This is a genomic window from Sporofaciens sp. JLR.KK001 (genome assembly GCF_036941055.1).
GTDB lineage: Bacteria > Bacillota > Clostridia > Lachnospirales > Lachnospiraceae > Sporofaciens.
In genome coordinates, this window is the sequence record NZ_JAYMNO010000001.1 from 3,221,842 (window position 1) to 3,242,467 (window position 20,626).

20 protein-coding genes and 1 pseudogene are annotated in these 20,626 nt (G+C 49.9%); 4 read left to right on the top strand and 17 right to left on the bottom strand.

Annotated elements, in window-relative coordinates; all coding sequences use genetic code 11:
- Positions 1-13: 13 nt before the first annotated feature.
- The 5 genes and pseudogenes from saoL to saoT form a co-directional block, all read right to left on the bottom strand.
- Positions 14-628, bottom strand: a pseudogene (saoL, locus tag VSQ62_RS16640) (MerB-like organometallic lyase SaoL); the annotation flags it as partial.
- Positions 615-1,472: an ABC transporter ATP-binding protein SaoA gene (gene saoA / locus VSQ62_RS16645; RefSeq protein ID WP_334635909.1), complete on the bottom strand. Its 858-nt coding sequence runs from the start codon at positions 1,470-1,472 to the stop codon at positions 615-617. The gene saoA and the pseudogene saoL, both read right to left, overlap by 14 nt.
- Before the next feature lie 31 nt (positions 1,473-1,503).
- Complete coding sequence (saoB, locus tag VSQ62_RS16650) at positions 1,504-2,289, bottom strand: ABC transporter substrate-binding (seleno)protein SaoB (protein WP_311184833.1); 786 nt, start codon at positions 2,287-2,289, stop codon at positions 1,504-1,506.
- 4 nt (positions 2,290-2,293) lie between these two features.
- On the bottom strand, positions 2,294-3,454 hold the full coding sequence (saoE, locus tag VSQ62_RS16655; RefSeq protein WP_334635910.1) for an efflux transporter SaoE: 1,161 nt from the start codon (positions 3,452-3,454) through the stop codon (positions 2,294-2,296).
- Positions 3,451-3,657 (bottom strand): thioredoxin-like (seleno)protein SaoT, encoded by a 207-nt coding sequence (gene saoT / locus VSQ62_RS16660; protein WP_502957757.1) that lies wholly within the window; start codon positions 3,655-3,657, stop codon positions 3,451-3,453. The genes saoE and saoT overlap by 4 nt, the downstream gene beginning before the upstream one ends.
- A 247-nt stretch (positions 3,658-3,904) precedes the next feature.
- Between saoT and saoP the strand changes: the two genes are divergently transcribed.
- Positions 3,905-4,726, top strand: coding sequence for an ABC transporter permease subunit SaoP (saoP, locus tag VSQ62_RS16665; protein WP_502957758.1), 822 nt, complete (start codon positions 3,905-3,907; stop codon positions 4,724-4,726).
- A gap of 89 nt (positions 4,727-4,815) precedes the next feature.
- Here saoP and VSQ62_RS16670 read toward each other — a convergent pair whose 3' ends face one another.
- Positions 4,816-5,724, bottom strand: a complete 909-nt coding sequence (locus VSQ62_RS16670) for a selenium metabolism-associated LysR family transcriptional regulator (RefSeq protein ID WP_334635913.1) — start codon at positions 5,722-5,724, stop codon at positions 4,816-4,818.
- Between the two features lie 198 nt (positions 5,725-5,922).
- On the opposite strand from VSQ62_RS16670, the gene saoX reads away from it, so the two are divergent.
- Positions 5,923-7,200 (top strand): ABC transporter substrate-binding subunit SaoX, encoded by a 1,278-nt coding sequence (gene saoX / locus VSQ62_RS16675; protein ID WP_334635914.1) that lies wholly within the window; start codon positions 5,923-5,925, stop codon positions 7,198-7,200.
- Positions 7,201-7,265: 65 nt separating this feature from the next.
- Here saoX and VSQ62_RS16680 read toward each other — a convergent pair whose 3' ends face one another.
- Complete coding sequence (locus VSQ62_RS16680) at positions 7,266-8,882, bottom strand: sensor histidine kinase (protein WP_334635915.1); 1,617 nt, start codon at positions 8,880-8,882, stop codon at positions 7,266-7,268.
- Between the two features lie 98 nt (positions 8,883-8,980).
- Here VSQ62_RS16680 and VSQ62_RS16685 point away from each other — a divergent pair, with 98 nt between their 5' ends.
- Positions 8,981-9,688 carry a response regulator transcription factor gene (locus VSQ62_RS16685; RefSeq protein WP_334635916.1) on the top strand — a complete coding sequence of 236 codons (708 nt, stop codon included), beginning with the start codon at positions 8,981-8,983 and terminating at the stop codon, positions 9,686-9,688.
- 39 nt (positions 9,689-9,727) lie between these two features.
- Here VSQ62_RS16685 and saoC read toward each other — a convergent pair whose 3' ends face one another.
- From saoC to VSQ62_RS16725, 8 genes are all read right to left on the bottom strand, one after another.
- Positions 9,728-10,291, bottom strand: coding sequence for a Cys-Cys-COOH (seleno)protein SaoC (gene saoC / locus VSQ62_RS16690; protein WP_334637690.1), 564 nt, complete (start codon positions 10,289-10,291; stop codon positions 9,728-9,730).
- A gap of 177 nt (positions 10,292-10,468) precedes the next feature.
- Entirely contained in the window at positions 10,469-11,920 is a 1,452-nt protein-coding gene (locus VSQ62_RS16695) for a GNAT family N-acetyltransferase (protein WP_334635917.1), read from the bottom strand.
- Between the two features lies 1 nt (position 11,921).
- Complete coding sequence (locus VSQ62_RS16700; RefSeq protein WP_334635918.1) at positions 11,922-13,178, bottom strand: competence/damage-inducible protein A; 1,257 nt, start codon at positions 13,176-13,178, stop codon at positions 11,922-11,924.
- Between the two features lie 3 nt (positions 13,179-13,181).
- The gene (gene pgsA, locus VSQ62_RS16705) at positions 13,182-13,724 is read right to left on the bottom strand and encodes a CDP-diacylglycerol--glycerol-3-phosphate 3-phosphatidyltransferase (protein WP_334635919.1); all 543 of its coding nucleotides are present in this window, start codon (positions 13,722-13,724) and stop codon (positions 13,182-13,184) included.
- On the bottom strand, positions 13,721-15,046 hold the full coding sequence (gene rimO / locus VSQ62_RS16710) for a 30S ribosomal protein S12 methylthiotransferase RimO (RefSeq protein ID WP_334635920.1): 1,326 nt from the start codon (positions 15,044-15,046) through the stop codon (positions 13,721-13,723). The genes pgsA and rimO overlap by 4 nt, the downstream gene beginning before the upstream one ends.
- A 94-nt stretch (positions 15,047-15,140) precedes the next feature.
- Positions 15,141-15,413 (bottom strand): DNA-directed RNA polymerase subunit omega, encoded by a 273-nt coding sequence (gene rpoZ, locus VSQ62_RS16715; protein ID WP_334635921.1) that lies wholly within the window; start codon positions 15,411-15,413, stop codon positions 15,141-15,143.
- 3 nt (positions 15,414-15,416) lie between these two features.
- The gene (gene gmk, locus VSQ62_RS16720; RefSeq protein WP_334635922.1) at positions 15,417-16,037 is read right to left on the bottom strand and encodes a guanylate kinase; all 621 of its coding nucleotides are present in this window, start codon (positions 16,035-16,037) and stop codon (positions 15,417-15,419) included.
- A 13-nt stretch (positions 16,038-16,050) separates the two neighbouring features.
- Positions 16,051-16,932 carry a YicC/YloC family endoribonuclease gene (locus VSQ62_RS16725; protein WP_334637691.1) on the bottom strand — a complete coding sequence of 294 codons (882 nt, stop codon included), beginning with the start codon at positions 16,930-16,932 and terminating at the stop codon, positions 16,051-16,053.
- 140 nt (positions 16,933-17,072) lie between these two features.
- Between VSQ62_RS16725 and VSQ62_RS16730 the strand changes: the two genes are divergently transcribed.
- Positions 17,073-18,818 carry an Rqc2 family fibronectin-binding protein gene (locus tag VSQ62_RS16730; RefSeq protein ID WP_334635923.1) on the top strand — a complete coding sequence of 582 codons (1,746 nt, stop codon included), beginning with the start codon at positions 17,073-17,075 and terminating at the stop codon, positions 18,816-18,818.
- A gap of 56 nt (positions 18,819-18,874) precedes the next feature.
- Here VSQ62_RS16730 and VSQ62_RS16735 read toward each other — a convergent pair whose 3' ends face one another.
- Together VSQ62_RS16735 and VSQ62_RS16740 are read right to left on the bottom strand one after the other, a co-directional pair.
- A complete protein-coding gene (locus VSQ62_RS16735) occupies positions 18,875-19,234 on the bottom strand; it encodes a hypothetical protein (protein WP_334635924.1) in 360 nt (119 codons plus the stop codon).
- Positions 19,235-19,318: 84 nt separating this feature from the next.
- Entirely contained in the window at positions 19,319-20,611 is a 1,293-nt protein-coding gene (locus VSQ62_RS16740; RefSeq protein ID WP_334635925.1) for an ATP-binding protein, read from the bottom strand.
- Between the last annotated feature and the right edge of the window lie 15 nt (positions 20,612-20,626).

Consider the following 20,626-nt stretch of genomic DNA (forward strand, 5'->3'; position numbering starts at 1 on the left):
TCCTGTGTTAGATTTATACTTCAAATGTTGCCTTTGCCTCTTCAACTGCCTTCTCTATGTCCGCCTTAATGATTGAATCCGGGTCAAGCTCCATATCCGTAACGTATTGATCAAATTCTGCACCGCTGCAGAAGAAATTCATTACATTTCAGCAAGACCCTGCCCAGTTTGACAATTCTCCCAGAGGAAATGTCAGCGCATGCAGCGTCTTTGGTTCATATTCATCCACCTTCTCATCCTTGATCCGGATATAGATCGGCTCGCCGCTCACCGCGCTCACCGAATTTACCTCGGTATCTTTATGGAACGTAAACGCGGCGCCGATGGCGTCGATGGCGCACATAGCAGAAAACTGCCTTCCGTCGTCAAGCGTAACCTGGTGGTTCGTCTTAAGGGCGGATACCGGATAGATGAAGTTCACCTTCCCCTTCTCGTCCACCACCATACCGTCTTTCTCTAGCAGACAGTCTGTGATCTCCTTATACTCCTCTTCCGTCATATGCAGGTACTCTAACGCAGCTTCCTTATCATTCTCTATATGATAAGCCCGCCCATGATCCACCGTAAATTCTATAATATACAGTCTCAGTTCGTTCTGCCTGTCCGTAAATTTTCTATGAACATTCTGATCCAACGAATTCTACCTCCTCATTCTTGCCTTTCTGTCCCTGAATAAATTCCATCAGGTCTTTATCCTCCTGCGTAAATACGCCGCCGCTTAACGCATCCTTAAGGATCACCGTCAGGCGGTCCACATACTCATGATACTTAGGCGCCGTGCGGTCTCTCGGCCTTGGAAGATCGATCTTCAGGTCTTCAATGATCTTCCCGTGGTCTCTGGACATCACCACAACACGGTCGCTTAAGTATATGGACTCATCCACATCATGGGTTACCATCAGCGCCGTAGTCTTCTTCTGCTGCAGGATCTCTTCAAGCTGCATCTGGAGCATCTGCCGCATCTGGAAATCTACCGCCCCAAGGGGCTCGTCCATCAGGAGCACCTGCGGATCACACGCAATCGCCCGAAGAAGCGCTACTCTCTGTTTCATACCACCGGAAATCTCATGAATATAATAATGCTCGTAAGCCGTAAGCTGCGCCATCTCAAGCAGCTCCTTAAGCTGCGCCTTACGCTGTGCTTTCGGTACTTTCATCTTCTTCATAGGATACTCAATATTCTCTCCCACCTTAAGCCACGGAAATAACGCATAATTCTGGAACATAAATGAACGGTCCGTGCCCGGCTTCTTCACTTCATTGCCATTCACTACGATCTTACCCTCATTCGCCTTCCGAAAACCTGCGATGATTGTAAGCGTCGTAGTCTTACCGCAGCCGGACGGCCCAAGCAGTGATACGAATTCACCCTCTTCTACATTAAAAGAGACATCCTTAAGCACCACATTCTCCGGATCCCCCTTCTTCCTTCCTTTAAATACCTTCGTTATCCCTTCTACAGATATGGACATTCCTTAATCCTCTCTCTCTATCTCTATTCATCTATGGCTGCCCCAGTGTCAGAAACCGAATCTTCTTATCCTTAAGCCAGTCTTCTTCCACCCCAAGCTTCCCGGCAAGAATCTCCGGATCATTCAGACTCTCGGCCGCCCGATTATAATTTTCTATAAATTCTCCAAATTCTTCCGTCTCCACAAACTTCTTATCCACTACCAGCACATAAGATATATAGTCCGTCTCTGAAATAGGCGCACACAGATAATCCGGTACATTCGCCGCCTTCGATATATCCTGAACTACTCCGTCCACCTGTCCGTTCTCCAGTGAATACAGAATCCCCTTCTGGGTGATCTCCTGAAATTCTTCGATCTGTGGATAGGTCTCCCTCGCCTGCTCCTTCTCATTCTGCCTTCCCTGACTGATACCGACAGTTCTCACATCCGCCAGATCACTCTTATAACACAGGACTTCCGCATTCATGATGACTGGGCCGTAGATCATGACATTCTCATTCTCCTCTATGGTATGCATAGCGATATGGCTGCAGTAGAACGCCACATTGATCTCCTCCGCACTCAGTGCCCACTGAGCAAGATTACTTCAGCAGTCCTGAAATGACGAACTCTCATAATCCTCCGTAACCTTACATACCCTGCCGAATTCCTCCACCGTTGCTTCCATCAGGACTCCGGAGATATCCGCTCCTGCTCCGACCCTCAGAGGCGCATCCTTATTCTGCCGCTCCTCTTTTGGGAAAAACACTGACACAAGTGTACCAACAAGTATCAGGCCTGATATAAAGACCGCAATCTTCCTGCCGTGCTCCATCTGCTTACGCTTCCTTCATTCTGGAATGCACCAGTCCGGATCTGATATATTTCCACAGAGAATACAGAGCATATGCGATCAGGACCAGGCTGCAGATCCACTCTCCCCACTCAGGTATGGTGACCATAAGCTTGTTCGCATGCGCGATAGTATTCGATGTCCTGTCAAAATCCAGCACCGGAACAAATCCCGGCATCAGTAATTTGTTCGTGATCCAGCCCACCAGATTGGAGATTCCGACTACCATGGTAAAATACATCATCATAGCCCTCTTCCCAATGGTCTTTGTGATCGTCAATAATTCCGGGATATTCGTCCCGGCTCCCGCCATCAAGAATGTGATGGCGACTCCAGGCGCCGCCCCGCTGGCAACCAGCGCCGCAATAAACGGGATATGACCCACCGCACAGACATACATAAGTCCTGCAACCACCGTGATCCCGAGAAGGGATATCATGCCCGGATTCCCAAGATAATCCTGCACGAAAGACTGGGGCACGACCGTGAATAAGAAACCCGCGATCAGCATCCCCGTAACCGTGTACTTGCTGATGGTCACACTCAATTCGGTCAGTGACCAGCGAAGCCCGCTCTTTACCTTCTCCCAGAACGACGGCTCTTCGAACTCAAGCTGGATCATGGCCGGCGCATCCTCGTCGTCGGATTCCAGCGTAATCCTTCCCTCCTCTTCTTCCTGCTTCTTATGGATCTTATTGATCCCGATATGTAATTCGTCGCCGGCGTACTTATTCGCCACCATGCCGATGATCATCGGCGCGACAAATCCCGTAATAACATAGATAATGGTAATCTCTTTGCCCAACAGCCCCCAGGATAGGATCACCGCCAGCGGATTGATCATAGGCGTACTGGTCATGAACGCCAGCGTCGGCCCCAGATAAGCCCCGCTGTAATACATACTGATGCCAAGAGGAATCGTTCCGCAGCTGCAGATCGGTATAAACATCCCTGACACCGTCGTCCAGAACACACCGCTCGCCCGCTTTGAGCCGATGGACGTCTTCTGTACCTTCTCAGGCTTCAGAAATTCATGCAGCAGACCAGCTACGACAAAACTGAATACCAGCCACGGTGATGAACTGTTGAGCATCGACCACGCTGACACTACTATACTGGACAGAAACCCCCACAAATCTCCTATCATATCTTCAACGCCTCCTCGAATGCTTTACGCACGGCAGGCTTGGTCAGCTTCGTCACTGCCTTCTTCTCGTTGATGACCAGCATACTCTTGGTCACCGCACCGTACTTCTTGATATAATCAAAATCCTGACCTGCGCGATAGATCTTCACATTCACTCTTCCTTCATATTCTTTCTCCAGGACTTGAACCAAGTCTCCAAACACTTCACATCATGCACATGCACTGATATATTCGATGCAAGGCTTCTTCATTCACGGCACCTCCCAACAATTTATTCCATCTTAATTATAGCTATTATAGCTTTATTCGCCCGCACTTTCCGGTTTTATAAAAAAATACAATATTCGACACCGACTTTATTTTTTTGTATAATATTTCTATTATAATTATTAAAATTTTGTTATGATTTGGCTGTATATATTATCCTCAATTCATAAGGGAGGTGAACAATTGGGAGATAACAAACAGGTAGATCGTATGATACACGCTACCAAGACAAAAGACCGACAGAATTGGCGGAAAATGGGCGGCAGGAATTATAACAAGGGCGCGATCTTTTCCCTGGCCCTGATCTGTGTGATCTGGTATTTTGCCGCTCACGCAGTAAAAGCCCCGTTTATATTTCCGTATTTGGAGAATGTGGCCTATCAGGTCGTTTATTCATTAACCGATATGTATGTTTTAGAGAATCTTGCCATCACCATGCGGCGAGTCGTGACCGGTTCTCTGTACGCATTCCTGATCGGATTCCCGCTTGGAATGGTCATGGGATATTCACCAAAGCTTTTACAGACCATGTCCCCATTCATCAATTCCCTGCGTCAGGTACCGATCATGGCCTGGGTGCCGCTCACCATCGTATGGTTTGGTATCGGGGACGGACCTACTGTTTTCCTGATCGCGTTCAGCGGTATTTTTACGATCATCCTCAATACCGTTTCCGGCGTACAGGATATTAGTAAGGATTTCTACAATGCCGCCAGATCCATGGGCGCGAACACATTCAATATCATCAAAGATATCGTAATTCCGGGTTCTCTCCCCGGAGTGCTTACCGGCATACGTCTGGCGATCGGACTTGGCTGGATGTCCGTCATATGAGCGGAGTTCATTGCGACAAGTGCCGGATTCGGTTACATAATGGTGGAAGCACAGGGACGGTTAGAGACAGAGCGCGTCATCGCTTATATGGTGATCGCCGGTCTGATCGGATACCTGATGGATACCATCCTGGTATTGTGCGAGAGAGCACTGCTTAGATGGAAAGAATAATTTCGGACGGAACAAAGGCATGGCCACCGGGTTGCCGCCGTCAGCAAAAGGCTGCTGCATATATGATCCTGTCATTATGCAGCAGCCTTTTATGAGTATTTTTCTGCGCAGTATCTTCGAAGCGCTTCTATGGTCCGTTCCGACACGACGCTTAATTTCCTGTCTTTGTGATACATCAGATAGATCTGACGCTTCGTATTCACATTCTCAAAATTAAACTCTAACACCTTCTGTTTATCCAATGATTCCTTTGCCGCCGTCCTGCTGATGAATGCGACTCCGCCGCCGGCCTCTACCGCCCGGCGCACCAGCTCCGATGATTCAAACTGCGCCGCCACATGAAGGGATGCGTGATTCAATTTCAGTCCCTCTTCCACATTCTCAGAGGCCGTCTTGGTCCCGCTGCCAAGCTCCCGTATCACGAACCACTCCCGGCGGAGCTGCTCAATGGGGAACTCCCCGTTCAGGTTCCTGTATTTGGCCTGGTTCGGCGTGATCAATATGATCTCGTCTTCAAAGAGGATCTCCGAATAGATCTTATCATTCCCGCTGGTCAGGCCGCCGATCCCGATCTCCACATCATAATTCAAGATCTTCTGCAGCACATTCCCGCTGTCCCCCTCCGATACCTTGAAGCTGATATCCATATTCTTTGCCCGAAATGAAGCTAAGAACTGAGGGAACATATAGTTCCCGGGAACGGACGAAACCGCCATGGAAACTACCCGGCCCGCCTCATTCTCATTCCGGTTCAGCTGCTCCAATGCCTGATTCTCTGTCTCTAATAACTGCAGCGCAAACGGATAGAATACTCTACCCTCCTCAGAGAGAACGATATCCTTCGTAGAGCGCACCAGAAGCTGTACTCCAAGCTCCGATTCCAACTGCTTGATATGTGTACTGATCGTGGGCTGCGACAGATACAGATACTTTGCAGCCAGTGAAAAACTCTTATAATTAACGACTCCAATAAAGCTTCTTACGTATTCTAAACGCATATCTTCTCCCTCGATCCTAAAATATCTCATCATTTATTATATTGCTTTTTACTATTCTGGTCTAATTGAAAATGATGATATATTTAACCTCTTTATTTGAAATGATAATATATTTTATTAGTCCTTTTTCTTCTCAGGCTCTTCTGCTATGATGAATGTAAATATTAATAAATATTAATTTTTTAAAGGGGGATACCAATGAAAAAGAAATTAATTGCATCACTACTGGCTGCGGCTATGCTCTGTTCTCTTCTCACAGCATGCCATAACAGCAGCGAGACCAATACCGTAGATGTTGAATCCACAGATTTTGATCCCAAGAAGGCAGTGGAGGACTATGAGTTCGGCGAGTTAAGCGAGGAAGAGAAGAACTATACCGTGGAGATGGGCTACTTCAACTGTGACCATATGTGTGCCTCCATTATCGGAGAGAAATCCGGGATCTACGAGGCTCTTGGCCTGAAGGTCAACCTTACCAAATCTCCTGAGACAGTGAATGCCCTGATCAGCGGCGCCATGGACGTGGGATACATCTTCTTCAGCAAGAACCTGATGTCAGATGACTCCCCTGTTTATCAGGCAGCAGCCAACCACTTAGGCGGCTCCCGGTATCTCGTAGTCAGCAACGATATCGATGTAGACGATCCGCTCTCCATCGAAGGCAAGACCATTTCCATGGATGCCGAACCGCAGGTTAACTCCGAGTGGAGAAAATGGTCCGAAGAATACGGCTTCTCCTTCCAGCCAGAGGATTACGACATCGTTGCCATGGGACAGAAGGATGCCATGTTCGCGCTGAAGGCAGGACAGATCGACGCATTCACCTGCTGCGACCCATACGCTTCCCAGGCAGAATTCGAAGGCTTCGGCAAGATCATGTGTATCAGTTGGGGCGCGAACCTGGAAGAAGGCGAGCTTCTCACCGAAGAGAATGCCGGAACCTGCTGCAGCTACGCCATGTCTGTCGCTTTCAGGGAGAAGTATCCGGAGCTTGCACGCCGTCTTGTCTATGCCCATATGCTCTCTGTCAAATATTTATACGAGCATCCGTATAACGCAGCCATGATGTTCGCCGACGGCTTCGATGTAGACCCTTACGTAGGACTTCGTACCGTATATATGAAGACGGTAGCAGAAGGCCGGACCATCACCTGGCAGTGGTCCGAACAGACCATGCAGAACAATGAAGATTTCCAGACACAGTGGAAGGATCCGGCCGTACCGGAAGAGGATATCATCTTTGCCAAGGATTCTATGAAGTCTCTGGAACTATCCAACGAGATCTTTGAAGAAGCCGGTGTTCCGGACTTTGATGAATTCATCAAGGATTCCGTGGAAGACAAGTTCCCGCTTGGAATGACCTTCGAAGACTGGTACAATGCCGCTAAGAAGATCGACAATATCTCAGACGAAGATGCGGTCGACATTACCGATACCGCAACACCTTATCTGAACGAGAATCTGGAAGAAGAATAGGCTTAATATAAGGCGCCGTGAATCTGTCATGTTCCGGCGCCTTGTATATTATTGCCCGATTCCTGTCATCTCACCCGCGGAAAGTCTAAGATGAACATCGTCCCCTTTCCTTCCTCTGTCTTCACACGTATCGAGCCTCCATGCTCCTCCGTAAGCCTCTTTACTACCGTAAGCCCAATCCCCGTTCCTTCCCCGCCCTCTTTCGTCGTGAAGAACGGATGAAATACCTGCTGTCTGATATCTGCCGGGATCCCGGTTCCGCTGTCCTCTACCACGAGGCGGACAGTCTTTTCATCATCCACGCTGAGTCCGAACTGGATCCGAAGCGTCCCTCCCTCCTTCATCGCATGGAGGGCGTTGGTCGTCAGGTTCAGAAGGATCTGATTCAAAGCGCCTGCCTGTCCGCGGATATAGTAAGAGTTCCTGCTGAGGTTCTCTCTTAGCTTCACCTCTTTGGGAAGCAGCTTCTTCACGATATTCACCGCCTCCTGTATCGCAAGAGCGGCGTCATATTCCGTATACACCTTCTCCGCCCTGCCCTGACGGCTGTAGCTTAGAAGCTGTCTCGCCAGCTCCTCGCATCTGCCCGCGGCGCTCTTTAGCTCCGTAACCTCCTCCGGCATCTCGTTAAAAACTGTCTCATTCTCCTCCAACAGATCGGCATACAGTACGATCGGCGTCATAAGGTTGTTAAACTCATGGGCAATGGATCCCGTCAGCACACTCATAGTCTTCGAGTGATTATATCTCTGCATCAGTCCCTCCTGCTGCCTCATCGTCTCATTCAGGGTCTTCTCGTGTTGTAACTCCCTCACCAGAAGCTCTTCCTTCTTCCTCTGTTCCGTGATCTTATAGATCAACGCCGCGGCACAGAGGATTGCCGCAGTTCCAAGCAGACAGAAATAAAAAGCGATCTGCTCGATGGGCTCTATGATCTGCTCATAATCTTCAATAATATAAAGATAGAACTCCTCTTCTCCTATCTCCAGGGCTTCATAGGCGACAAGCTTTCTCGTTCTCGTCGGCGTTCCGCTCTCCGTCTCATAGACCCATTCGATCGTACAGCCGTTACGATCCATATGGGTAAGAGAGATCTCTTCCTTCGCATCCTTTCCCGGCATCACGGTGGTTCCGTCCGCCCCCTTCACGATACAATACCTGCCGTTCTCAAGCCAGAGTCCTGACAATGCCTGTTCCTGGGCATAGATCTCATCCAGATTAAGCTCAGCCATCACATACCCTGAGATCCTCCCGCCCATTCCTACTGCCTTTGTCATATACAGGATGTAATATCCCTCTTCTGACTTCCTCACCGGTCCGGTAATAACGGCTCCGGGGCTTTCTCCTGCCCGCTCACAGAGTCTGTGCTCCCAATCTCTCAGTTCCTCTAACTCTTCGATCGGAATATAGCTTCCCTTCTCCCGCAGCCGTAGAAGTCCGGTCTCAATATCCTCTTCCTTCCTCATGCCGCCTGAGAACACCGCATAGAGCAGATTCGCCTTCGCCTCCAGGCTCGACTGGAGACTCTTGGCATTCACTTGAGCAAGGCTTCTTAAGCTCTCCTGTTCATTTAAAACGATCGATCTTCTCACATCCTGATAGCTGAATACGGCAATCCCGAACAATACCGCCACTCCAGCTGCCGTCACTAGGATCTGCCTCCTAAGTCTCTTCTTATTCATAATACCTCTTTTGGAAAATATTTGACATCAAAAACGCTGCCCGATATAATCTATGATAACAGAAGCACAACACTCACAGAAAGGCAGGAATCAATCATATGTCCAATATCACCGTTCTCATTGTTGATGATGAAGCACCCGTATTAAAAGCTATATCCTCCGTACTAAGGCATGAACAGATAGACGCCGTCTGCGCTTCCGACAGCACGGACGCTTTCGCATGCCTTGCCCGTCAGACCTTTGACCTGATCCTTCTGGATATCATGATGCCGGGTCAGGACGGCTTCTCTATGCTGCGGGAACTTAGGGAACGGAAGATCTTAACCCCTGTGATCCTCCTAAGCGGCAGGGAAGAAGACTCGGCCCAGGTAGAGGGTCTTGGTCTCGGCGCGGACGATTATATGACCAAGCCCTTCAGCAAGGCCGTGCTGGTCTCCAAGATCCGTGCCATCGTAAGGCGCACACAGCAGTATATCCCCGCCGCTTCTTCCGGCGCGCCTCTGTCCACAACTGCACAGGTGGGTGCCTTCACTCTGCATTTTGATTCGCAGACCGTATATAAGAATGACAAGGAGATCTCCCTGTCCTCCAAGGAATTCTCCCTGCTGTGCTTTTTTATGGAGAATCCCGGGGTGCTCCTGACCAAACAGGAGATCTTCACCAAGGTATGGAAGAGCGAGACTCTGGATGATAACTCCATCCTTGTATACATCAAGCGTCTCCGTGATAAGATCGAAGACAACCCTTCCAAGCCAAAGCACCTGACCACAGTGTGGGGCAAGGGATATTGCTTCCATCCCTCTTAAGACTGGCTTATCTGCCGCCGGCAGATCAATCTACGCCTATCAGCAGTCTTCCATCCCTTCGCCGAACAGGTTGACGGTCTCCCCTTCCACCACACGGAAGATTCCGTATCCTACCTTATTGTCCTTCTGCCCCTGGAGAACGAACTCTATCTCGTCCTTCTTGTCTATGTTCTGGAACTGGATCTTCTGGTTCTCCACAGGTGCCGGGATCGGCTCTGTGAATTCATAATTCACTCCGTCCCCGGAATCAATGGCTACCGTAAGCCGGATATGCTTATGCCGTCCAAGATTCTCGGTCCCTACATGCTCGTCATCTTCCGTAGTAGCAAATATAACAACCAGATCCTTAAGCCCGTCATTGGTAAGATCCTCCTCACAAGCCGCCAACACCTCCGCCTCCGGATGCTCCTTATGAAAAGCTCCAAGGGTCGGATGCTCATCCGGTACATTCTCGGCGTAAGCCAAAGCCCTGCCAACCCTGTCTCCCTCGGAATATACATTGACCTCTCCCTCTCCTTCCCGCGTCTGCTGCCGCTCATACAGGCCGTCAAGCCTCCCCCGGATCAGGAAACCTGCCAATATTACCAGAATGATGATAACCATCTTCCCTCTTGTTTTTTTCAAAAATACTTTATCCACCGTACTTCCTCAACTTTATTAATAATCTGTAATATATTTTATCTTTATTTCTGCGGCTTGTAAAGCAGTTCCGAGCGCACGAACACCGCATATTGAAAATGGGGACGCAGTAAAATTGCATTTTACCGCGTCCCCATTTTGTTACTCGATCTCCTTCCAGAATCCGCTCCCCGACGCATACTCCCGGATCTCATCGAGGGTAAACGGCGCGGTCACCCACACGTACCCCTGATCATTAGGGTCCCCGTCTTCGTAATTCAAGTCAAAACCAATCTCGATCCCATCGGCATCCAGGAAGAAGTTCACCACATAGACTCCTTCTTTGCTGTCACCCTCCAGAGCCTTCTTCATCTCCGTCTGGTCAAGCTCCGATAAGAAATCGTCGTCTCCCGTCTCATTGCGCATCACCCGAAGCCACTGATCTACAAATCTGTTATCCAGGCTTACAATATCCTTCACCTCGTAGGCCGTCCCGTCCTTAAGACTGATGTTACATGTCCGAAGATGCTGGTATGCATATGCCTGGCCGCCCTCATAGCTCAGATCATTATAAGCCACGCTGATCAGATCCTCGGACGCATAGCAGACCTTGTACTCTACATAGCTGATCAGCACCGGATTCTGCTCTCCTAAGACCCTCTCTTTGATCTCCGGAACCGGATCCTCGTAGATCTTCTTTACTGTCTCCATAGCGCGGGCCTTCAATATCTTGTTCACTTTATCTTCCGTACCGGAATCAGACAGACCGCTGATCTTCGGATAATTCACATGGAATTCGATCACCATGGACTGCTTCTCTTCATCCGAAAATGTATATAACTCATCCTCGATCTCATAGGGAAGATTACTGGCTATATCTTCCGGGATCGCAGCTATGCCGGAAAGCTCTTCCTCGTACCCGCCGCTGTCATATTCCTCTGAATAATCATACGGCAGGTCATCCCGGTAATCATCCTCTCCGTACTCATCATCCCGGTAATCGTATGAATCATTATAGCCCCGGATCTCTTCTCTAAGATCGCGGCCGACGCTGATTCCGATCCCTGACAAGATCAGCACAAGAACCAAAGCATATACTCCAAGCGCGATCCACGGCGCCTTCGACTTCTGCCCTGTCTTCGCTATCATATTAAGATTCACATACATCTCCATGGGGACATAGCGTATTCCGTCCTTCTCCTGCTCCTGCCCGACAGGACGCATCCCCATATGTATATATTTATCAACCGCTCCCGGCGCGGCATTCACCGTCATCCGGCCCGCGCGAAGCAGCTCGGCGCAGCAATGGTAGGCGGCCCCATATAACATCCGCCCCGCACCCTGGCCCTGATACTGCTTCTTCACAAAGAAGAGGACGATGTGGCCGTCCGGCCTCAAGGCCAGCGTGCCGCAAAGTTCCTCTCCCTCGTATGCGCCAAAAAAGATCAGATTCCCCCTCTGCCATACCTGGCTGATATAATCATATTTGATAAATTTCTGGAACGACGCAACACCTTCGGGAGAGATCGCCGGTGCGATCTCATCTGCGAATACCTCCCATGTAAGATGCAGCGCCGCGAGCAGCTCAGACTGCCCAAGCCTTCTGATTTCCATATTAAAGCCTCCTTACCGCTTTATCCTGAAGTTCCTCACGAAGGAATGTCAATGCTCTCGCCACAGCAAATTCCCGATTCTTATCCCTGTTCCCTGTAAAATGAAATTCCTCTGCACAGACATGTCCCTTCACATAGCAGCCCACGTACACAAGCCCTACCGGTTTGTCTTTGGTCCCGCCTCCCGGCCCGGCGATTCCCGTCACACTGAGCGCTGCATCCGCGCCTGCCGCCCTGGCTGCGCCTTCTGCCATCTCGCATGCCGTCTGACGGCTTACCGCGCCGTACTCCATAAGCGTCTCTCTCTTCACACCCAGAAGACGCTCCTTCGCGTCATTGGAATAGGTGATATACCCTTCACGGTACACGTTGGACGCTCCCGCCACATTCATGATCCTTCCCGCAAGAAGTCCTCCCGTACAGGATTCCGCCGTCGTCACGGTCATCTTCTGTTCCTCAAGAAGCTTCACGACCGCCGCCTCAAGAGTCACTTCTTCTTCCGTTGTGTAGATCTTATCCCCAAACCTCGCAAATAATTCTTCTATCACCGGAGCGATCAGCTCTTCGGCCTCATCCTCGCTTGCGGCCTTCGCCGTCACACGCAGATGTACCTCGCCGGTCTTCGCATAGGGCGCGATGGTCGGATTAGTCTGTGCTTCCATCAGATCCGCGATCATGGTCTCCGCCTTGCTCTCCCCGATCGAACTGATCTTCACCATCTTCGAGTAGATACCCTCCGGCTGCAATCGGTTCAGATAAGGAGCCACATCCCGCTCGAACATAGGCACGATCTCATTGGGCGGCCCCGGAAGAAGGATCGCAATCTTCCCGTTCTCCTCCAAGATCAATCCCGGAGCGGTACCATTATGGTTATCGATCACCTTCGCCCCCTCAGGAACCAGCGCCTGCTTCCAGTTGTTGGGTGTAACCTGGTCGCTGTGCACCCTGCGGAAATATTCTTCGATCCGCTTCTTCGTGTGCTCATCCTCGTATAATTCCTTCCCGAATGCCTTCGCCGTCACTTCCTTGGTCAGATCATCCTTCGTAGGCCCAAGCCCGCCGCTCAAGATCAGGATATCCGACCTGGACAACGCCTGGCGGACCGCTTCCAGGAGACGCTCCTCATTGTCTCCCACCACGCTCTGATGATAGCAGGAAAGCCCAAGCGCCGCACACTGCTCTGACAGAAACGCCGCATTGGTGTTCACGATGTTCCCAAGCAGGATCTCTGTCCCAACAGATATCAATTCTACCGTCATCTTCTACATACCCCCTTGTGTCAATACCTGTACGTTCTTTGCGACATAATCGATCAAAGAAACAACCGTCAGTATTAAGGATACCCAGATCAGCGCTATTCCAATCATATCAAATACTCCTCCGAAATCCGCGATCAGTACAATGATCATCGCCATCTGTGATACGGTCTTGAATTTGCCCCAGTAGCTTGCCGCGATCACGATCCCGTTATCAGACGCAACCAGACGGAAACCGCTGATGATGAATTCCCTCGCGATGATCACGATGACAAACCACGCCTCAAGCTTTCCTGACGGGATCAGGCAGATCATGGCCGAGCAGACCAGGAGCTTATCAGCCAACGGATCCATGAATTTCCCGAAATTCGTCACCAGATTCCTGGCGCGTGCGATCTTACCGTCCAGCATGTCCGTAAGGCTTGCCACACAGAACAGCACAAGCGCGATCCATTTGTTCGCACTCCCTCCCACATCCGTCAGCATAAAAAATACAAAAAACGGAACCATAATCACTCTCAGTACAGTTAACTTGTTTGGTAAATTCATGATATCAACTCTCCTATCAAATCATATTCTAAAGCCCCGGTGACCCTCACTCTCGCAAAATCCCCGGACATCATCTCTTCCTGCGTATTAATAAATATCAGTCCGTCCACATTGGGCGCGTCCCTGTATGTCCTTCCCACGTAAGCGTCCTCATCGGCTACCTTGCCTTCGATCATCACCAGGACCTCTCTTCCAATCATCTCCTCCGCCTGTGCAAATACGACCTCCTGCTGAAGCTCCATCAACTCTGCCTGACGCTCTTCTTTGACCTCCTCCGGAATCTGATCCGGCAGATCGGCCGCCGGCGTATCCTCCTCCGGCGAATAGGTAAATACTCCCAGGCGGTCAAACTCTATCTCATCTACGAACTCCATAAGCTCCTCATGCTGTTCCTTCGTCTCTCCCGGAAATCCGGTGATCAGCGTCGTACGGATCGCAATATCAGGGATCTCTTTCCGGAGCTTCCCGACGATCTCCCCTAACTGCTTCCTCGACGTCCGCCTGCCCATCCGCCTCAATATCTCGTCATTGGCATGCTGGACCGGGAGATCTATATAATGACAGATCTTCTTCTCTTCCTTCATCACCTGGATCAGCCCGTCATATATCTCCTCCGGATAACAATAGAGAATCCGGATCCAGCGAAGCCCGCCGATCCTGCACAGTTCCTTAAGAAGCCTGTGCAAAGACTTCTCGCCGTAGAGATCCTTCCCATACAGTGTCGTCTCCTGGGCTACCAGAATCAGTTCCTTCACGCCCTGATCCGCAAGTTCACCCGCTTCCTTCAAAAGCCGCTCCATCGGCACGCTCCTGTAATTCCCCCTAAGCTTCGGGATGATACAGTAAGTACAGTGCTTATCACACCCCTCCGCGATCTTAAGATAAGCGTAGTGCCCGCCTGTGGTCACAAGCCGTCTCTCCTGCACCGCCGGCAATGTGTCAAGCTCTGCGAGCCTTACGCCCCCCTGTCCGGCAAGCGCTTCTTCTATCGACTGCACGATCTGGTCATAGGAAGCAGTCCCCAGAACAGCATCCACCTCCGGAATCTCCGTGCATATCTCCTGCTGATATCTCTGGGCAAGACATCCCGCGACGATCAACGCCTTAAGCCTGCCCGTCTTCTTATACTCTGCCATCTCAAGGATGGTCTGTATACTCTCTTCCTTGGCATCATGGATGAAACAGCAGGTGTTGATTACGATGACATCCGCCTGCATCTCATCATCCACGATCTGATAGCCGCCCGCCTCGAGAATCCCCAGCATGACCTCCGAGTCCACCAGATTCTTATCACATCCCAGAGAAATAAATAATAGATTCATCTCTTCTCCCTTCTGTAAATAGCTTCTTTGAAGAAAGGCAGATACCTCACGGCATCTGCCCCTTTTGCACTGCAGAATCCCCTGCAGGCTTAATCTATGAAAGCACGGCCTCCTCAGTCACACTCTGCTTATCTTCCTCTTCTCCGACCACTTTAATCTTGGCCTGATTCAGCTCGGCGATTGCAACAGACAACGGCTTCTCTCCGTTCTTGACCGCCACTAAGGGCATGTTGCCGTCGATGATCTCCCTGGCTCTCTTTGCGGTCGCCATAACGATGGAATACCGGCTGTTAACAACCTTCGTCTCACCTTCCTCTACATCCTTATTCACTACCTTCATTAAATCTGTGTAAGATGGGTGCAGCATACGCTATTCTCCTTTCAGCTCTTCTTTCATGCGTTCTATAAATGCCATGTTGCGATAACTTCTTCTGTGTTCTCCCCGGATGATCTGGTGCATCTCCTCCACACACTCATCGACCATATCGTTGATCAGCAGATAATCATACCGGTCCATCCCAAGCGCTTCTTCCTTCGCGCGGTTCATGCGGAAATCAATCACATCCTCCGTCTCCGTCCCGCGTCCCTTAAGACGCTCTCTTAATTCTCCGGCCGTTGGAGGCGTCACGAACAAAAGCAAAGTCTGCGGAAAATTCTCCTTCACCTTAAGCGCACCCTGGATCTCTATCTCCAGGATCACATCCTTCCCGGCTTCAAGCTGTTCCTCCACATATGCCCGCGGCGTTCCATAGTAATTGTCCACGTATCTAGCATACTCTATCAATTCGTCTTTCGCAATCATTTTTTCAAATTCTTCTACGGTTTTGAAGAAATATTCCCTGCCCTCTTCCTCTCCCGACCTGGGCTTCCTGGTCGTCGCTGAGATTGACAGCGCATAATTATCATACCGGCGCATGATCTCCTTCATGATCGTCCCCTTGCCTGCGCCTGAGAATCCTGATACCACGATCAATATTCCTCTCTCGCTCATGAACATACCCTCTCTACTCTATATTTTGAATCTGCTCTCTGACCTTCTCTATCTCTGTCTTCAGATCGATCCCCACATTGGAAACCTCCAGATCATTGGCCTTAGACAGGATCGTATTGGCCTCGCGGTTCATCTCCTGGGCGATAAAGTCAAGCTTCCTTCCGATCCCGTTTTCTTCTGACTTAAGCGTCTCCTTCATGTGTACAACATGGCTCCTAAGCCTCACGACCTCCTCGTCCGTACAGATCTTATCGGCAAATATCACGACCTCTGCTGCGATCCGCCCCTCCTCGATCTGCGTATCCGAAAGCAGCTCACGAACCTTATTCTCAAGCTTCTCACGGTACTGTGCGATGATCTTCGGCGCACGCTCTTCTATGTAGCCTACCAGATCAAGCATCCCGTCAAGCTTCTTAATGATATCATTCCTTAAGTGTTCCCCCTCAAGCGTCCTTGATTCAACGAACTGCGAAGTTGCTCCTTCAAGAGCTTTCTTAAGACCGTTCCACAGCTCCTCATCATCCACCGCCTGCTCTCCCATTGTAAGCACCTCCGGACAGCGCAGCAGCGTGGACACCCGGATATCATTGTCCAGCGAGAAGCTCTCTTCCATCTGACTGAAATAATCCATATATTCACCCGCCAGCTTCTCATTGTACTTCAGCGACATCTGGTTCTCCGACAGATCCTCATAGGTGATAAAAATATCCACCTTTCCTCTCTGGATACTCTGCTTCAGCAAATTGCGGATCGCCGTCTCAAAAAAATTCAGCTTCTTAGGCATACGGATATTCACGTCCAGATAACGATGGTTCACGCCCTTCATCTCCACAGTAAACTTCCGTTCCCCTTCTGAAACTTCACAGCGTCCAAAGCCTGTCATACTCTTTATCATGATATGAACCTCTTCCCTAATAATCATTCTTGTAATCTCATTTATTATAAGACATTTGGCAAATTGCGTCAACCATGTTATACTGAACTATAACTTGTATTTAACATTGAATTAACATTGTAGTAGAAAGGAATGTTATTATGGCATTTGACGGCATTACAGTTGCGGCTGTTACGCAAGAACTTAAGAATGTCCTTACCGGCGGACGGATCACGAAGATCGCGCAGCCGGAGGCGGACGAGCTTTTACTTACCATCAAGACACCCGCGGGGGCGAGCAGGCTGTATATCTCTGCCAGCGCTTCGCTCCCTCTCATATATCTGACCGACGAGAACAAGCCAAGCCCTATGACCGCGCCGAATTTCTGCATGCTTCTTCGCAAGCACATCGGCAACGGACGGATCACCGGGGTGTCGCAGCCAGGCCTTGAGCGTATTATTCATCTGGATATCGAGCACTTAGATGAACTTGGAGACCTCTGTAAGAAGAAGCTGATCGTCGAGATCATGGGGAAACACAGCAATATCATTTTCTGTGATGACAAGGATATGATCATAGACAGTATCAAGCATGTCAACGCACAGATGAGCTCCGTCCGGGAGGTGCTTCCGGGGCGGGCTTATTTTATACCGGATACCATGGCGAAGCAGAATCCCCTGGATGTAAGCCCTGATACCTTCATTCAGGCGCTGACTTCGAAGCCCATGCCTCTTGGCAAGGCTGTCTACACAAGCTTCACCGGTATAAGCCCTGTTGCGGCGGAAGAGATCTGCTGCCTTGCCGGTCTGGAATCCGGCGTGACGGCAAAGGATCTGTCGGCCGATATGCTCGCCCATCTGTACCGGCAGTTTGCTTATTATATGGAGAATATCAAGACAGGAGAATACCATCCGACAATATACTACAAAGGGAACTCCCCGAAGGAATTCTGCGCGCTTTCGCTGTCCCATTACGAACAAGGCTATACGGCACGTGAATTTCCCTCCATCTCCCAGGTGCTCAAGACCTATTATGCCACGAAGAACACTCAGACCAGGATCCGTCAGAAGAGCACCGACCTGCGCCATGTAGTCCAGACCTCCCTTGAGCGTAACCGTAAGAAATACGACCTGCAGGCCAGGCAGTTAAAGGACACCAATAACCGGGAGAAATACAGGGTATACGGCGAGCTGATCAATATCTATGGTTACGGCCTGCCTTCAGGATCGAAGGAAATGACTGCTCTTAATTACTACACGGACCAGGAGATCACGATACCCTTAGATCCCACGCTGACCCCCCAGGAGAATTCACAGAAATATTTCGCCAGATATAACAAACAGAAACGGACCTTTGAAGCGCTCTCTGAACTGATCCAAGAGACCGCCGATGATATCCGGTATCTGGAAACCATCAGCAACGCGCTGGATATCGCCATGAATGAGGCCGATCTCATCCAGATCAAAGAAGAGCTGATACAGAGCGGCTATATCCGAAGAAAGAACTCCAAGAAGAAGGTCAAACTGACCAGCAGGCCTATGCATTATATTTCCAGCGACGGTTATCATATGTATGTGGGGAAGAATAATCTGCAGAACGACGAGCTGACCTTCTCTCTTGCCGTCGGCAATGACTGGTGGTTCCATGCCAAAGGTGCTCCCGGCTCCCACGTGATCGTGAAAACCAACGGAGACGAACTTCCTGACCGCACCTTCGAGGAAGCAGGACGGCTGGCGGCTTATTATTCCAAGAACCGCGGGAGCGACAAGGTCGAGATTGATTATGTGGAGAAGAAGCATGTGAAGAAACCAAACGGAGCCAAGCCTGGATTTGTCGTATATTACACCAATTATTCACTGGTGATAGATTCGGATATCTCCGGGATAGAGGTTGCTGCAGATCAGTAGTCAAAGAAAAGCGGTTCGGGATTCTCCCGGACCGCCTTTCCACTGTACGATGCCTTTTACTCCTCGAACAGCTTCTCACAGAGAAAAGTATATTGAGGCAGCCGGTCAATATACGGTTTCAGCCGCTTTTTGATCTCTGCCTTCTCAAGCGGGTCTGCTTCCTGCGGGATGTGATCATTCTGGGTCATCTCCAGCACATCATCTGCAATCTCATGGAACATGATCAGACACAGATTCTCCGCGTCCGTGATGATCCTGCTCTCCATGATCTCCCTGTACTCCAGGCTGATCTCCATCAGAATATACCCAAGCTTGTCAGACCAGAGCCAGTCAATATAGGGACTGGCCTTTATGTAGTCCTCAAACACTTCGTAGACCTTCTCGATCTCTGCATTTTTCTTGACTTCCTGAGCCATTTTATCCTCCTCTCTTCCTTGAATATATGATACAGAATCATTTTACCACAGAAAAGCCGGAAGAATGGCACTGTAATTACTGGTTCATCTGCCAGTCCCTGCCAGATAATCGATAAATTGCTGGGCCGTCCGCCCCGACAGGCCGCCATGGCTCAGTTCCCACTTATTCGCAGCCAGAAGAAGCTCCTCTTCCGGCATCTCAATCCCGCTCCTTTGTGCAAGCTGGCGCACGATCTCCTGGAACTCCTTCTTCTCCGGCCTGCCGAAGTAGATGGTCACGCCGAACCTTGCCACCAGCGACAGCTTCTCCTGGACCGTGTCGTTCGTGTGGAGTTCCTCGTCCCGGTCCGCCTTATCCCGGAACGTCTCGCGAATCAAGTGTCTGCGGTTGGAGGTTGCATAGATCAGTACATTCTCGGGCCTCCTCTCCAGCCCTCCTTCGATCACTGCCTTCAGGTACTTGTATTCAATCTCGAATTCCTCGAACGACAGATCGTCCATATAGATGATAAACTTATAGTTGCGGCTCTTGACCTGTGAAATAATATCATTCAAATCCTGGAACTGGTGCTTATACACCTCGATCATGCGAAGCCCCCTGTCATAATACTGGTTCAGGACCGCCTTGATGGAAGAAGACTTGCCGGTTCCGGCATCCCCGAAAAGCAGACAGTTATTCGCCCGTCTTCCCTCCACAAATGCTTCTGTATTCTCGATCAGCTTCGTCTTCGCGATCTCATATCCCACCAGATCGTCAAGATGCACATGCGCGATCTTCGTGATCGGGATGATCTTCGCTCCGTCTTCCTTATGCTCTACCCGGAACGCCTTATGAAGCCCCAGCTTCCCCACACCGTATTCCTTGTAAAACTGTGTCAGGATGATCTTGAATTCTCTCTCGTCCTTGGCTGCGGCAAGGCTTCTGCTAAGACTGCAGATCCGGTCACGGATCCTCTTATTGAACACCTTCCCGTGGCCGCAGTCTCCCTCGTATCTGAAAAGGATCCCCAGACAATCCGCTCCAAGCGCCTCTTCCATTCCCGAGAAATCATAATCGAACAGTTCCTTGAATACCGCAAAATCATGCAGCGCTACCTCGTTCATACTTCCCCCGACTGCACCCACGATCTCACAGGCGGTACTATAAGCATTCTCGTGGCTTGCCAGCAGAAAGGTCAGGTAATTATGCCAAAGATTCCCCGCAAACCCATGGCTTGAAGCCATCTCCAGCAGCTTATTGATACTGTCAAACAGGAGGCCTTTCAGATCCTCCCTGTTGTAATAGTCGTTATCATAGTTCTCCATAAGGAAGGTCATATCCTTAAGAAGTCCGCCTTCATCCATGTGCTTATACAGCATCAGTTCATTCGTTCTCATCTGTCATCTCTCCCT

Excerpts from the sequence above, each read along its gene's own strand:
- VSQ62_RS16730 (WP_334635923.1), top strand. The coding sequence starts at position 17,073 with ATGGCATTTGACGGCATTACAGTTGCGGCTGTTACGCAAGAACTTAAG.
- gmk (WP_334635922.1), bottom strand. The coding sequence starts at position 16,037 with ATGAGCGAGAGAGGAATATTGATCGTGGTATCAGGATTCTCAGGCGCA.
- VSQ62_RS16735 (WP_334635924.1), bottom strand. The coding sequence starts at position 19,234 with ATGGCTCAGGAAGTCAAGAAAAATGCAGAGATCGAGAAGGTCTACGAA.
- rpoZ (WP_334635921.1), bottom strand. The coding sequence starts at position 15,413 with ATGCTGCACCCATCTTACACAGATTTAATGAAGGTAGTGAATAAGGAT.
- saoX (WP_334635914.1), top strand. The coding sequence starts at position 5,923 with ATGAAAAAGAAATTAATTGCATCACTACTGGCTGCGGCTATGCTCTGT.
- saoE (WP_334635910.1), bottom strand. The coding sequence starts at position 3,454 with ATGATAGGAGATTTGTGGGGGTTTCTGTCCAGTATAGTAGTGTCAGCG.
- VSQ62_RS16670 (WP_334635913.1), bottom strand. The coding sequence starts at position 5,724 with ATGCGTTTAGAATACGTAAGAAGCTTTATTGGAGTCGTTAATTATAAG.
- VSQ62_RS16695 (WP_334635917.1), bottom strand. The coding sequence starts at position 11,920 with ATGGAAATCAGAAGGCTTGGGCAGTCTGAGCTGCTCGCGGCGCTGCAT.
- VSQ62_RS16740 (WP_334635925.1), bottom strand. The coding sequence starts at position 20,611 with ATGAGAACGAATGAACTGATGCTGTATAAGCACATGGATGAAGGCGGA.
- VSQ62_RS16685 (WP_334635916.1), top strand. The coding sequence starts at position 8,981 with ATGTCCAATATCACCGTTCTCATTGTTGATGATGAAGCACCCGTATTA.
- pgsA (WP_334635919.1), bottom strand. The coding sequence starts at position 13,724 with ATGAATTTACCAAACAAGTTAACTGTACTGAGAGTGATTATGGTTCCG.
- VSQ62_RS16700 (WP_334635918.1), bottom strand. The coding sequence starts at position 13,178 with ATGACGGTAGAATTGATATCTGTTGGGACAGAGATCCTGCTTGGGAAC.
- saoC (WP_334637690.1), bottom strand. The coding sequence starts at position 10,291 with ATGGTTATCATCATTCTGGTAATATTGGCAGGTTTCCTGATCCGGGGG.
- VSQ62_RS16725 (WP_334637691.1), bottom strand. The coding sequence starts at position 16,932 with ATGATAAAGAGTATGACAGGCTTTGGACGCTGTGAAGTTTCAGAAGGG.
- rimO (WP_334635920.1), bottom strand. The coding sequence starts at position 15,046 with ATGAATCTATTATTTATTTCTCTGGGATGTGATAAGAATCTGGTGGAC.
- saoA (WP_334635909.1), bottom strand. The coding sequence starts at position 1,472 with ATGTCCATATCTGTAGAAGGGATAACGAAGGTATTTAAAGGAAGGAAG.
- VSQ62_RS16680 (WP_334635915.1), bottom strand. The coding sequence starts at position 8,882 with ATGAATAAGAAGAGACTTAGGAGGCAGATCCTAGTGACGGCAGCTGGA.